General features: G+C 68.4%; 6 protein-coding genes and 1 pseudogene. 5 read left to right on the top strand and 2 right to left on the bottom strand.

Going from position 1 to position 13,935, the window contains the following annotated elements:
* Together AP234_RS37545 and AP234_RS33560 are read left to right on the top strand one after the other, a co-directional pair.
* Window positions 1-647, top strand: a pseudogene (locus AP234_RS37545) (DISARM system SNF2-like helicase DrmD); the annotation flags it as partial.
* Entirely contained in the window at window positions 647-4,960 is a 4,314-nt protein-coding gene (locus AP234_RS33560) for an Eco57I restriction-modification methylase domain-containing protein (RefSeq protein ID WP_055483793.1), read from the top strand. The pseudogene AP234_RS37545 and the gene AP234_RS33560, both read left to right, overlap by 1 nt.
* A gap of 154 nt (window positions 4,961-5,114) precedes the next feature.
* On the opposite strand, the gene AP234_RS33555 is transcribed toward AP234_RS33560, so the two are convergent.
* Window positions 5,115-5,444, bottom strand: a complete 330-nt coding sequence (locus tag AP234_RS33555; RefSeq protein ID WP_055483792.1) for an SsgA family sporulation/cell division regulator — start codon at window positions 5,442-5,444, stop codon at window positions 5,115-5,117.
* 149 nt (window positions 5,445-5,593) lie between these two features.
* Window positions 5,594-6,031 (bottom strand): hypothetical protein, encoded by a 438-nt coding sequence (locus AP234_RS33550; RefSeq protein ID WP_152990772.1) that lies wholly within the window; start codon window positions 6,029-6,031, stop codon window positions 5,594-5,596.
* 540 nt (window positions 6,032-6,571) lie between these two features.
* On the opposite strand from AP234_RS33550, the gene drmA reads away from it, so the two are divergent.
* The 3 genes from drmA (at window position 6,572) to drmC (ending at window position 12,868) form a co-directional block, all read left to right on the top strand.
* Window positions 6,572-10,120 carry a DISARM system helicase DrmA gene (gene drmA, locus AP234_RS33545; RefSeq protein WP_055483790.1) on the top strand — a complete coding sequence of 1,183 codons (3,549 nt, stop codon included), beginning with the start codon at window positions 6,572-6,574 and terminating at the stop codon, window positions 10,118-10,120.
* Window positions 10,117-11,958, top strand: a complete 1,842-nt coding sequence (gene drmB / locus AP234_RS33540) for a DrmB family protein (protein ID WP_055483789.1) — start codon at window positions 10,117-10,119, stop codon at window positions 11,956-11,958. Before drmA ends, drmB begins: the two co-directional genes overlap by 4 nt.
* 121 nt (window positions 11,959-12,079) lie before the next feature.
* Complete coding sequence (gene drmC, locus AP234_RS35695; protein ID WP_083502666.1) at window positions 12,080-12,868, top strand: DISARM system phospholipase D-like protein DrmC; 789 nt, start codon at window positions 12,080-12,082, stop codon at window positions 12,866-12,868.
* The last annotated feature ends 1,067 nt before the right edge of the window (window positions 12,869-13,935 follow it).

The following is a 13,935-nucleotide window of genomic DNA, read 5'->3' as shown; positions in this document are numbered from 1 at the left end:
GCGGCGCGAAGCTGAACCGGGTCACCGCCCGCCTCGTGCCCGGCGACCTGATGGCCGTCCCCGCCGTGGTCGCGCACATGCGCATCGTCGTCACCGGCGACGAGGGCACCCGCCTGCACGAGGAGGTCATCGTCGGCGGCGGCACCCTGGAGGAGGGCCGGCTGACCCGGGTCAACGCCGAGACCCTGGAGGGTTGGCTGGAGGCCGCCACCGACGAGCAGCCGCCTCCGCCCGTGCTCGACCGGCTCGTCGGCACCTGGCGGACTCTCGACCTGGAGCCGAAGATCGCATCCATCCTCGCCGATCGGGCGAGGCGGCGCACCAACCGGCACGCCGCCGACCTGGAGGCCCGCTGCCAGGCGGACATCGCGGCCATGACGGAGGTCCTGGATGAGCTGCGCCGTACGATCACCGCGGCCTTGGACGACGACGGCTACTGGCAGCCCAGCCTGTTCGAGGCCGACGAGGAGCGCAGCCAGCTCGCCAAGGACCGCCAGGCCCTGATCGAGCGGCGCGAGTCGATCCCCCGGCAGCTCGCCGAGGAGGTCGAGGCGATCACCCGCCGCTACGCCAACCCGACCGTCCGCTGGTTCCCCGGGGCGGTCACCTTCCTCGTGCCCGCCGCGCTCGCCCACCGAGGTGCCTGATGCCGCCGCGCCGCAGAACCACGACCCCGTCGGTCGCCCGCCAGCACGCCGACTGGATCAGCCTACTGAGGCCGGACGGCCCGTTCATCTCCGTCAAGGTGCTCGCCGAGGCGCTCCCGCAGGGACTGGCGACCGTCCCGGACACGAAGCTGGAACGCCTCGTCCAGGCCTGGGATGAGGTGCAGGCCGCCCCCGGCGAGCTGAACTCCGCCTGGCAGGGCTTCGTCCTCGGCGAGTTACTCGGCCTGACCGGCCCGCTGCTCGCCGAAGGCCCGAACCTCCCCGACGGAGTCCGCGCGTACGGCCCCGGAGACACGCGGGTCCGGCCCGACGCGGTCGCCTTCGGCCCGGACGGCGCGGGCGGCCGGGCCGAGCGGCTTCACGTCTACCGGCGCGGCTGGCGCGAGCCCCTCACCAAGGCGACGAAGGATCACCGCTCCGCGGTCGAGGAGGCCGCCGACCTGTGCCGCCGCCGCGGGGTGCCGCTGGCCCTGCTCACCAACGGGCAGCTCTGGATCCTAGTGCACGCCCGCGTCCAGGAAGCCTCTACCGTCGCGGTCTTCGACGCCGACCTGTGGCTGGAGGAGCGTGACCTGCTGCGCGCCTTCGCCACGCTGCTCGCCGCGACCCGCGTGCTCAAGCCCTCGGTGGGAGCGGACGGCACGCCGACCGACAGCCTCGCCGCGCTCTTCGCCCGCAGCGCCGCCGCCCAGGCCGAGGTCACCACCACCCTCGGCCGGCAGGTGCTGCGCGCCGTTGAACTGCTCGTCGGCGAGCTGTCCCGGCTCGACCGGGAGTCGGGTGGAGAACTGCTCGCGTACGTGCCCGAGCGCAGGGTCTACCAAGGCGCGCTGACAGTGATGATGCGCCTGGTCTTCCTGCTCTACGCCGAGGACCAGCGCCTGCTGCCCGTCGACGCCGAGCTGTACGCGTCCTCCTACTCGGTCGGCGGGCTCTTCGACGAGCTGGAGGAGGCGGAGAGCAGGTACGGCGACGTCATCGTCGACCGCCGCCAGGCCGCCTGGCCCCGGCTGATCGCCCTCTTCGGCGCCGTGTACGGCGGATGCGAGCATGACGACCTGCGCATCCCGCCGTACGGCGGCACGCTCTTCGACCCGGAGCGGTTCCCCTGGCTCGCCGGGATGAAGGTCACCGACCGGGTCGTCCAGAAGATCCTCCGGGCGCTGCTGCTCCTGGTCGGGGAGAGCGGCGCCCCGGAACGGCTCAGCTACAAGGGCCTCAACGTCGAGCAGATCGGCCACGTCTATGAGGGCCTGCTGGAGTTCTCCTGCCTGCGCGTGGCCGAGCCGTACGTCGGGTTGTTCGGCAAGGCCGAGCCGGAGCTGCCGCTGGCCGAGCTGGAGCGCGCCCGCCGCGAGGAGCCCGACTTCGCCGCCTGGCTGGTGCGCACCTGCGAGACGACGGCAAACCGGGTGACCAAGGCCCTGGCCGTCGAGCCGAAGCCCACCGACCGGGAGCGCCTGCGCACCGCCTGCGAGAACGACGACGCACTGACCGAGCGGGTGCTGCCGTTCCTCGGCCTGCTCCGCCAGGACCTGCGCGGCTGGCCCACCGTCTTTCCCGCCGGCTCGCTGGTCATCACCCAGGTCGGCGACCGGCGCGCCACGGGCACCCACTACACGCCGCGCAGGCTCGCCGAGGAGGTCGTCGAGCACACCTTGGCCCCGCTCTGCTTCTCGCCCGGCCCCGCTGAGGGCGCCGAACCGGGTGTGTGGCGGGCCAAGCGCTGGGACGAGTTGTTGAAGCTGAAGGTGCTCGACCCGGCGATGGGCTCAGGCGCCTTCCTTGTCTCCGCCTGCCGCTACATCGCGGACCGCATCGTCGACGACTGGGAGCGTAACGGCGTCCCGGGGGAGATCCTGGACGCCGTCGGCCCCGACTACGACCGCGACGGCCTGCTGCTGGAGGCCCGCCGCCGGGTGGCTGCGAGCTGCATCTACGGCGTGGATCGCGACGAGCAGGCCGTCGAGCTGGCCAAGCTCTCGCTCTGGCTGGTGACGCTGGCCAAGGACAAGCCGTTCTCGTTCCTCGACCACGCCCTGCGCTGCGGCGACTCCCTGATCGGTGTGGTGGACGACCGTCAGCTTCAGGCCTTCCACCTCGACCCGACGGCGGGGGATTTCCAGAACTCCCGGCTCTCCAACACCTTGGGTGAGACGGTGGAGACGATCCTCGCCGAGGCCGAGCGGCTTCGCGTCTTGATCGAGCAGGAACCGGTCCGTGACGCGGCCCACGGCCGCGAGCTGGAGGCCAAACTCACCACCGTGGAGGCCCTCACCGAGCGGCTCCGTTTCGCCGCCGACGCGGTCGTGGCCGCCGCGCTTGCCGCCGCCGACGCCAAGAAGCAGAACCGCCGCCCGCACTGGGAGGAGCAGGAGAACGCCGACGAGTACGGCAGGCTTCTCTTCGACCTCGCTGAGGACGTGGAGAAGGTCCTCCTCCCACTCGCCCGGGCCATCGCGTTGGCCGGCGACCCCTCCGAGGAGTCGTACGGCACCCGCCTCGCCGAACTGGTGGCAGATCCCTGGTCGGTGGAGGACGGCGAGCTGCATCGGGCCGCGATCGAGGCCGAGGAGGCGGAGAAGCGGATCCGGGGGCTGGTTGAGCCCATGCTCACCGGCGGCGGGCGCAGGCCAGAGCCGATCCGGCCGCTGCACTGGCCGCTGGAGTTCCCCGAGGTGATGCGGCACGGCGGCTTCAGCGCCGTGGTCGGCAACCCACCGTTCATCGGCGGGCAGCGCCTCACCGGCTCCATCGGAGAGGACGTCCGGGAGTTCCTCGTCACGTACGTCGCCGAGGGCAGGCGCGGCAGCGCCGACCTGTGTGCGTACTTCCTCCTGCGCAACCTGGAGGTGGCCCCGGTCGGGAGGGTGGGCATCATCGCTACCAACACGATCTCCCAGGGAGACACCCGCGAGGTCGGCCTGGACCAGGCGTACGAGCGGGGCTGGCGGGTCTACCGGACCGTCAAGTCCCAGCCGTGGCCGGGGACGGCGTCGCTGGAGGTCTCACTGGTCTGGGCCGGGCACCCGGGAGATCGGGAGCCGCGCGTCCGAGACGGGCAGGAGGTGCCGTCGGTCACCTCGTCCCTCGACCCAGAGGGCCGGATGGAGGGGCAACCATATCGCCTAACGGCGAACGCGGGACAGTCGTTCATCGGCTCGTACGTCCTCGGCCTGGGCTTCATCATGGCGCCTGAGGAGGCCGCCGTCCTGATCGAGGCAGACCCGCGGAACAAGGAAGTGCTCTTCCCCTACCTCAACGGAGAGGACCTCAACTCCCGGCCGGACTGCTCGGGACGCCGCTGGGTGATCAACTTTCGTGACTGGCCTATCGAGCGGGCGAAGGAATATGTGGAGCCGTTCGCCATTGTCGATCGCGAGGTCAAACCTTTCCGGGAGAAGAACAACCGCAAGGTCTACCGCGACTACTGGTGGCAGTACGGCGAGAAGCGTCCCGCCATGCAGGAGGCCATTGCGGGTCTCGAGCGGGTGCTCGTAATCACGCTAGTGAGCCGCCTAGTGATGCCGGCGTTCGTGTCTGCACAGCAGGTTATCGCTCATAAGATCGCAGTGTTTGCCACCGACAGATCCGCAGACCTTGCACTACTCTCCAGTGTTTTTCACAACCAGTGGGCCTGGAAGTACTCGTCCACCATGAAGGCCGACCTCAACTACTCGCCATCGGACGTCTACGACACCTTCCCCCAGCCGACGAGGACCGAACGGATGGACACGGCCGGAACGGAGCTGCACGAGGTGCGGAGCAAGCTCATGCTGGAGCGGGATCTCGGGCTGACCAAGCTCTACAACCTGGTGAACGACCCGGCCGAGGCCGACCCGATGATCCAGCGGATCAGGGAGTTGCACGTCGAGATCGACGAGGCGGTCCGGGAGGCGTACGCGCTGGATGAGGAGCGGGAGTCGGCTATCCGCGACTACGAGGCCCGCAAGGCGAAGGCACCACTGCCTGCTTGGCCCGTAGTCGTCCTGGACCACGGCTTCCACGACCACGGCCAGGGTGTCCGCTGGACGGTCGGCCCCCAGGCCCGCCTCGACATCCTCGACAAGCTGCTGGTGCTCAACCATTACCGCCACAAGGAGGAGCCGCAGACGGGCGTCCGCAAGCCGAAGAAGACCACCCGGCAGAGGACGGCCACCGGCCACACCACAGTTCCCGCCTCACCGGCTGCATCGGCTGAAGGCCGTACGGAAGCCCCGGACGCGGCGGAGGGGGAGTCCGCCTCTTTTCTTGACGACGGCATCTTCCCTCCGGACGGAGCCCTCTTCTGACCCGCTTCTCGCCTGGAGAGGTCCAAGGCGCGTTCACCGGGTGCCGAAGAGTGCGAGCCGAGGCTCCATAGGCTGTATCGTCTTCGTCCCTGCCTGGTAGCGGAACGAGTTTGCTCCAGGCAGGGGAAGCCGTCCTGCAGTGGTCGGGACTCTCTTACGGGACGACCTGGAAGGTACGAGCGAGGATCTTTCCCAGCGGCTCGCGCTCGGTGAGGAGAACGAGCGGCTCAGAGCGGGCAGTCCACAGAGTGATCCTTACGTAACCGGGGTATTCGGCGTCTGGCCGTATCTCGATGTACCAGTCGTCGATCGGCGCGTTCTGACCCGCACAGAGGGAGTCCCGGAGAACGTCGACCTCGTCCGTGAGACCGGGGACGTTGAGGCGCACGACGTGTGGGTCGGTCGAGTCGTAGTGGAGGAACCCGGTAAGGGGGATGTCATCCATGAACAAGAGGATGCTGTCGCTGATCGTGAAGTGGCTCATCAGGTCTCCCAACGCTGTGGCAGATGACGGACGGAACAGGAGTGTGCGGGGGACGGCATGCGCCTGTGCTAACAGGCATGGCTGATAGAGCGTGCACCGCGATCATTCGCAGTGCACATGGAGAGACGCGGAGTCGGCCGCGGGCGGGCCTACCTGAGCAGGTTCTCGCGGAGGGTCTTGAGGCTTCTCCCGTCGGAGACCCGGTGCCAGGCGGACCAGCCGTCGGTTTCCTGCCCGGAGATTGCCTTGCACGCAGGCGAAGGCTTTTCGAAGATCTTGCCGTTGTCGAGGCGGATGCATCCCCCGGGAAGTACCGTCGCGAAGTGAACCTGGCCAAGACGGGGCCTGCGCCACTCAAGGCGCTCCCCGGCCTGGAGCAGCCCTTTGATGATCAGATGCTTGAGTACGCCTTCCCGCTCGCTCTCTAGCCCTTCGCCGATCCTGGACATGTTGCCAGCCTCAAGCGTGCCCTCGACGAATAACCGTCGCAGAACAGCGTTCGGTGTGGTCTCGATCCAGGGCTTGGCCAACACATGAAGCGCGTTCAGGACATCCTCATCCAGGTACACATTGGGTTCTTCAGGCAATACCGCCTCCCGTCGTAGTAGATCTCTACGGAGCGCGCCCATCGTATATTTCAGTTCAGACGGATGCAAGAGCTTCTATTCTGGACGTCCAGCGGAGACTGTGCAAGGCGTAGACATACCGTCCTTGGCCTCCCCGGTTCGTCATGTCGTTGGCGGCGCTTGCCAGCACGCGCTTCTCGCTGGGGCCCAGCCGTAACGCATCAGAAGGGCGTACCGACTTGCCTTTAAGAGAGCCTTGTGCCAAGGCCCCGGAGAGCGAGTGGGTACCGGGGGGTCCGCTCGGCCGCGTGCATGAGGAGGCCGCAGATGTTTCCGGTTGAGGCCCGGATACTGGCTGAATACCAAGCGCTCAGCTGTGCCACCCGCGAGGTGCCAGCACTCGTCGCATTCGCCGCGGTGAGTAGCCGGCGTGCGCGAGCTGAGTGAGCCAAGGGGACCGGGCCCATCGCGCGGGACCGTCCCGCGGGTCGGTAGGCATTTCCCTCTTTTCTCCTGGTGCGGTCCTGCGGAATGTCGGACTCCACCCCTACAGTTGCCGACGTGAGCGGTGAGACGGTGCTTGAACGTCCGAGCGAAGCGCGGATTCGGCGGGAGCTGGAGGAGATGGTCGTCCGGGATCTCCACGGTCCTTTCGGTGACGATGAGGAGGAGTTCAAGGAGCGGCCGACCGACCGGTACATCCTGGGCAGGCTTGCCCCGGACGGTGAGGTGGTCGAGCCCGATCTGATGGACGATGCGGCGGACGGTGGCGCTGCCGACGTGGGGGAGGATGAGGCCGAGCCGTCCGCGCTGACCACCGCCAGCCTGATGCCCTCTGCTCTGGGCTGCACCGTCATGGTGGACGGGGGGATGGCCGAGCTGCTGGTCAGCGGCCACTGGGCGCGTTACAAGCGAGTCGAGGCAGCCGACGATGACCGGGAGACGGCGGGAGGCGGCAGCGGGCGGGTGTGGCGCCGGGTGGCCAGCTCCGGCACCGTACGACTGGAGATCCGTGAGGGCCGACTGAGGCCGGAGCGCATGGACTCCGACGAGCACGTGGTGGTCCGCGGCCGGGCACGCCGCTACAACGGCCACTGGCTGGTCTCGATCTTCCTGGTCAACGCCACGCCCAAGCCGCAAACGCTGGAGGCGGCGGCCTGGCTGTTCCAGGCGCGTATCGCCGTCGCCGCCCCGCACGGAGGGCCGGTCTTCCTAGCCCGGCCCGACGCCTTCAGCGGTGGCGACGAGATCGACCGCGCCGAGCAGCGACGGCTGGCCATGGCCTACCGGTTCCACCCGGAGTTCGCGGTCGGCCACGGGGCGGGCGTGACGGCCGAGCGGTCCCCGGATGACCCGCTGCGGGCGGTCAGGGTCGAGACGCAGGCCGTGCCGTCCTACGAGATCCCGTTCACCGACGTGCCCGACCCGGAGAGCGATCCGGACCTGCCGGAGCTGGCCGACCTGGTGCTGGACATGAAGGTCCTGCGCGACCTGCCGGCGGACGCGCTCCGCGCCGGGCTGATGCCGCTGGTCACCGGGTACCGGGCGTGGATCGCCCGGCAGGAGAGGCGCCTGGCCGACAAGGGTGAGCGGCTCGCGCCGTACGGGAGGACGCCGCGCGAGACGCTGGCCGTGGCGCGCAGGGCGGCCGACCGGATCGAGGCCGGAATCGAACTGATCACCGGAGACCAGGGCACGCGCGACGAGAACGCGCTGAGGGCCTTCCGCTTCGCCAACGATGCGATGTACCTGCAGCGTGTGCACACGCTGGCGGCGGCCGTACGGCGCAAGACGCCCGCGCTGCCGCTGGAGGAGACGCTGCGGCGGGTCGAGAAGCCGGACAACCACAGCTGGCGCCCGTTCCAGCTGGCGTTCATCCTGCTGAACCTGCCCGCGCTGGCCGATCCCCGGCACGCCGAACGCCGCGCCGACGAGCGCGACGGCGAGGCCCTGGCCGACCTGCTCTGGTTCCCCACCGGTGGCGGCAAAACCGAGGCCTACCTCGGTCTGACCGCGTTCACACTGGCCATCCGGCGGCTCGGCTCAGGGCTTGGCGGCTATGACGCGTCGGCGGGTGTGGCGGTGCTCATGCGTTACACGCTCCGGCTGCTCACGATCCAGCAGTTCCAGCGCGCCACCGCCCTGATCTGCGCCTGCGAGCGGCTGCGCCGCGGGGACGAGGCGACATGGGGCACGACACCGTTCCGGATCGGTCTCTGGGTGGGCGCGCGGGTGACGCCGAACAAGACCGACGACGCGGCCGAGTGGCTCAAGGAACTCCGCAAGGCGGGCAAACGCGGGTTCGTCCGCGCCGCCGGCTCGCCGCACCAGCTCACCGGCTGCCCATGGTGCGGCGAGACGCTGGACCCAGGGATCAATATCACGGTCGACCCGACCCGCCGCCGCACCCAGGTCTTCTGCAACAACCTCTACTGCGACTTCAACGACATCAACGATCCCGAAGGCATCCCGATCGTCCTCGTCGACGAGGAGATCTACCGGCTGCTGCCAAGCCTCGTCATCGCGACGGTGGACAAGTTCGCCCAGATGCCGTGGCGCGGCGAGACCCAGGCGCTGTTCGGCCGAGTCCGGCAGCGGTGCGAGCGGCACGGATACGTGACCGAGGACACCCGGGGCAATGACTGGGAGCTGTCGTCGCCGTCCGCCCGGCATCCCGCCAAGGGGATGCTGCCGCCCGCGAAGATCGTCGACGTGTCGCGGATCCGGCCGCCGGATCTGATCATCCAGGATGAGCTGCACCTGATCTCGGGCCCGCTCGGCTCTCTGGCGGGGCTGTACGAGACGGCCGTGGACCGGCTCGCCACCTGGGAGTTGCCGGGCGGCAGGCGGGTCAGGCCGAAGGTCATCGCCTCGACCGCGACCGTGCGGCGGGCGCAGCAGCAGATCGGCGCGCTCTTCGACCGGCGGACGGAGATCTTCCCGCCTCCGGGGCTGGATATCGGCGACAACTTCTTCTCCCGGCAGCGCCCGGTAGACCCGGCGGAGCGGGGGCACCGGTCCGGCCGCCGCTATGTGGGCATCTGCGCGCATGGCGTCCGCAACAGGTCGGTGCTGATCCGGGTGTATGTCGCCGTGCTCGGCGCGGCCCAGACTCTGCACGAGAGGTACGGCCGCAGCCGCGTCACCGACCCCTACATGACCCTGGTCGGTTACTTCAACAGCCTGCGCGATCTGGGCGCGATGCGCCGCATGGTGGAGGACGACGTCTCCACCCGCCTGTCCCGGGCCGAGGGCCGCGGGTTCGCCCGCCGCTGGGACCCCGTGGTCAAGGAGCTGACCTCACGGCTCTCGTCCGCGGACATCCCGGCCGTGCTTGACCACCTGGACCAGGCGTTCACCGACGATCAGGAGGCGAGCCAGCGCCGGCCGATCGACATCCTGCTCGCCACCAACATGATCGCCGTCGGGGTCGACGTGTCCCGCCTCGGCGTGATGGTCGTCTCCAACCAGCCGAAGTCCGCCGCCGAGTACATCCAGGCGACCAGCCGGGTCGGGCGTGCCGCGCCGGGCCTGGTGTTCACGGTCTACAACTGGGCCCGGCCACGCGATCTGTCGCACTACGAGACGTTCGAGCACTTCCACGCCACCGCCTACCGGCATGTAGAGGCGCTGTCGGTGACGCCGTTCGCCGATCGGGCGGTCGACCGCGGACTGACCGGGGTGCTGGTCGCCCTCGTGCGGAACCTGGAGTTCGCCTACAACGGCAACATGGGGGCAGGGCAGTTCGACCGGGCCGGGGAGCTGGCCGACCACGTGGTGCGCTTCCTCAAGCGGCGGGCCCGGGAGGTCACCGGCGACAACCGGGTGGGCGTCGAGGTCGAACGCCACCTGGACGCCCGGCTCGACCACTGGCACACCGAGCGCCGGGTGCCGGGCCGCCGACTGGGCTACAACAAGCGCACGCCCGGCACGCCCGCAGACGCCGGGGAACTGCTGCGCAGTCCCGACACGGGACGCTGGCAGCCGATGACGTGCCCGACCTCGCTGCGGGACGTCGAGCCGGGCGTGCGCCTGCTGCTCCAGCTCGACGACGACCCTCTTGCCATCACCCAGGAACCGCCGTTCACCGCTGGAGGGAACGCTTCATGACCGGATCGATCCTGCGGGTCGGCGAGCTCCGTCCCAACCAGCTCCTGCACACCTACGGGGTGGGCTCGGTCGCCGACATGCCCAACCTCTCGGTAATGGTCTGCGGGCTGGACGAGTGGGACCGGAACGGGAGCCGGGAGGTTCCGGAGGCGCGGCTGCTCGCGGCGGTCCGCGCGAAGCTGCGGGCGCCGGTGGAGAAGCTGCTCACTCCGCCCTACACGCCCGAAACGGCCGACCCCTTCGACGAGTGGACCCGCGTGGGTGTGCCCGTCACCTTGTTCCCGCGCTGGCTGCGCTGCACCAACACCAAGTGCGGTCTACTGGCCCCGGTGGAGACCGGAGTGTTCGAGCTCGTCACGCACCCGTTCTCCCCGGACCGCATCCGCTACGTGCACGGCTGCCGCGGCAGGGGAGGAGGGCGGCCCACCGCAGTGCCCGCCCGGTTCGTCCTCGCCTGCGCCCAGGGGCACCTCGACGACTTTCCCTGGCTCTTCTTCGCCCACTACGGGTCCGTCCCCGAGTACAGCGGGCACACGCTCACCCTTGACGAGCAGGGCACCACGGGTGACGCGGCGAGCCTGTGGGTCAGGTGCTCCTGCGGGGTTCCGCCCCGGTCGATGGCCCAGGCGATCGGCGAGAAGATGACCCCGAACCTCCCGCGCTGCCGGGGACGCCACCCGCACCTGCGCTCCGCCCAGTTCGCCGGCTGCGGCGAGGAAACCCGGACACTCGGTTTGGGCGCCACCAACAGCTGGTTCGGGATGCAGCTGTCCGCTTTCACCCTGCCGCAGGCCGACGCCGAGGTCGATCAGCGGGTCGCCGAGCTGTGGGAGACGCTGGAGGTGGTCGCCGATCTCCCCGAGGATCGAGGCAAGAAGCTTATGACCAGGCTGGCCTGCTGGGGCGAGCTGGAACAGTACGGGGTCGACGAGGTCTGGAAGGCGGTCCAGCGGCGCGCCGAAAGCTCCGGCGACGACGACCAGGGCGACGAGTCGGATCTGATGACCCCCGAGTGGAACGCCTTCACTGACCCCCAGCCGGTCAGGCTGCCCGACTTCACGACCGAGAAGGAACGCCCGCCCGTCGGCACCGAGCGGTGGCTGGAGGAGGTCGTCCTGGTCACTCGGCTGCGCAAGGTATCGGCCCTGTACGGCTTCACCCGGATCGACGCCCCCGAATGGGGCGAGGACGCAGGTGATGGTGGCTTCGCTCCGATCTCCATCACCCGGCCCACGTGGGTGCCGTGTGCGGAGATGCGCGGCGAGGGCATTTTCCTGCGCTTTCGCGATGACGAGCTGGCCGCCTGGGAACAGTGTGAGGACGTCCGGCGGCGGTGCGAGCAACTCCGCGCCGGACACGACCGTTGGCGGGCCCAGCGCCGGCTCGAACCAGGCCACTGGCCGGGCGCCCGCTACCTGCTGCTACACACCTTCGCCCACGCACTCATCCGGGAGTTCGCCTTGGAGAGCGGCTACAGCGCCGCCGGCATCGGCGAGCGGATCTACGCCGGCACCGACACCCAGCCCATGGCCGGAGTGCTGCTCTACACCGCCGCCCCCGACAGCGAGGGCACGCTGGGCGGCCTGGTGACCCTGGGCCGGCGGGACCGCCTCGGCACGCTCATCGAGCAGGCGCTGGACGCCGCACGGCTGTGCAGCTCCGATCCGCTCTGCGCCGAGCGCGACCCGCGTGAGCACGGCCACCTGTACGGCTCGGCCTGCCACGCCTGCCTGTTCGCATCCGAGACATCATGCGAAAGGGGAAACCATTACCTGGACCGGGCACTTCTCGTCGACACCGTCAGCGATTTAGGCATCGGCTTCTTGGCCGCACCATGAGCAGCGACCCATCCGACATGGTGAGTGACACATTTGGCGTGGGAGGCGCGCCACGCGACCGGGGCAGCGCCTTCAATGCCGTGGGCAGGGTGTTCAGCGCCCTGGGTGGTCCGTCGCCGTCATGAGCGACCTGCCCGCCGTCATCGCCGCGCTCGCTCGGGAGCTTCCATCTGCGCACGTGCGGGCATGGGCGCGCGTCCTGCGGACTCACCCCGCACCGCATCCCGCGCTGCGAGTGCTTCTCGCCCGAGCCAGAACCGGGATTGGTATGGACGCCCGGGCGTCCCGGCTCCTCGCCACCTGGTCAGCGGCCGACCCACCGCCTTCGGGCGCGGCGGTAGCGCTGGCGCTAGAGACCGCCTCCCGAATTCATGATGAGGCACACCGCTACAGAACCGACATCGTGGTCAGTGGGCCGCACAGTGACGAGGTGCCGGTCCGGCTGACCAGCTCAGTCATCATCGAGGTGATCCGCGCCAGCCGTACGTCGTTGCTCGTGGTGAGCTTCGCCGCATTCGGCGTCGCCGAGGTAGTGGGCGAACTGGTCAGAGCGGCCAGACGGGGTGTCCAGATCGACCTGGTCCTGGAGGGCAACGCTGAGGATGGCGGCGCGTTGCGTGGTGGTGCCGCCGCCACTGAGGCTTTCGAGGAGCTCCGGCCGCTGGCCGAATTTTGGACCTGGACAGACAGGCCGATGGCCGGGGGTTCGGTTCCCGCACTGCACGCGAAGGTCGTCGCCGCGGACGAGGACATTGCTCTGCTCGGCAGCGCGAACCTCACCGACCGAGCGCTCGCCCACAACCTCGAGATCGGCGTAGTCCTCCGAGATCCCGAAACAGTGCGCAGGCTGGTCGGACACTTCCGGTCCATCATGCAGCCTGAATACGGTCCGTTACGCCCCGCCAAGTGATCCCCGGTCAGCTGAAGTCGGTCTCGCCGGCACCGCTCCACAATGATGACCGCCACGCTTCCACGCTTCAACCCTTGGTAAATCCTGGAGACGGGGAGCAATGCCGCGGCCCGAAGGGCAAGATGAAGGATCCAATGCTGATCTGTGGCCAGTAGAAGCGTGAAGAGACGACGAGGGCTGACTGCATAACTCCTCTGTAGCGGTCCGGTATGCCCGTCTGCGCCGAGGGTGTGCCGTAGGCACGGGGTTCGCGATTAGGGATACGGCCCGGCACCTGCAGGGTGCGTCAGCGAGAAGTTCCTCCCAAGCACCTCTACGAGATGTACGCTTCGACTATAAGAACCACTTCCAGATCACGGGAGAAAGACCATGCATGGCAAAACGCGAATAACAACGGTCAAGGTATGCAGCATCACCTGGGAGGATGCGCTCGATGAGGTTGAACGGCTCACCTTGTCTCGCGTCTTGAATTCATGCCTGGTGGCCCTCAGTAGTAATTGTCCCTTATATATAGTGACTCCGTTTGGGGGCGATGATTATACTCTTCGACTCCTGTCTGGTTCCCGCTCTCAGTCCGAGCGTCGAAAGAATCGCCGACATGGTAAATATGCCAGCTATTATGTGCCGCGGTCTGTGTGTGTTGATCGGCAGGCATGGGATTCATTGAGAGAGAAAGGTAACAACTGCTCCGCATTAGCTGAGGCCATAATTCAGGCGGTAGCTACTTGCTCTCGAATTTTTGCTGAAGATCCAAAATCGGGGGACTGGCATATGGTGTACGCGCCAACTGGCCGGTGATCTAGCAGGATCTTTCTTAACTTGGTAGGCGGGCCCCGATAATTCGGGGCCCGCCGCTTTTGGGGTGGCTTTGAGTATCCTTTGCTGCCTGCTCGTTGCGGGGCCGTATTCTCCTGGTCAAAGCTGGCGGACCAGCGGGATACGGGCGGCTGTTGTCACCACGATCGGCACTGGTGACGCTGGCCGACTGCGTTAGGTAACTCAGGTTGGTGAGAGCAGTCGTGTGCCGCTGTCGCATCGTGCCGCGAAGTCGGCGGCATACTGGTTTA

This window comes from Sphaerimonospora mesophila (assembly GCF_001417795.1).
Classification (GTDB): domain Bacteria; phylum Actinomycetota; class Actinomycetes; order Streptosporangiales; family Streptosporangiaceae; genus Sphaerimonospora; species Sphaerimonospora mesophila.
The sequence above is the reverse complement of the archived record's forward strand: the minus strand, read 5'-3'. Positions and strand labels throughout refer to the sequence as shown.

What these genes read in the sequence shown, in the direction of transcription:
- AP234_RS33560 (WP_055483793.1), top strand. Translation starts at nt 647, where the DNA reads ATGCCGCCGCGCCGCAGAACCACGACCCCGTCGGTCGCCCGCCAGCAC.
- AP234_RS33555 (WP_055483792.1), bottom strand. Translation starts at nt 5,444, where the DNA reads ATGAGCCACTTCACGATCAGCGACAGCATCCTCTTGTTCATGGATGAC.
- drmB (WP_055483789.1), top strand. Translation starts at nt 10,117, where the DNA reads ATGACCGGATCGATCCTGCGGGTCGGCGAGCTCCGTCCCAACCAGCTC.
- drmC (WP_083502666.1), top strand. Translation starts at nt 12,080, where the DNA reads ATGAGCGACCTGCCCGCCGTCATCGCCGCGCTCGCTCGGGAGCTTCCA.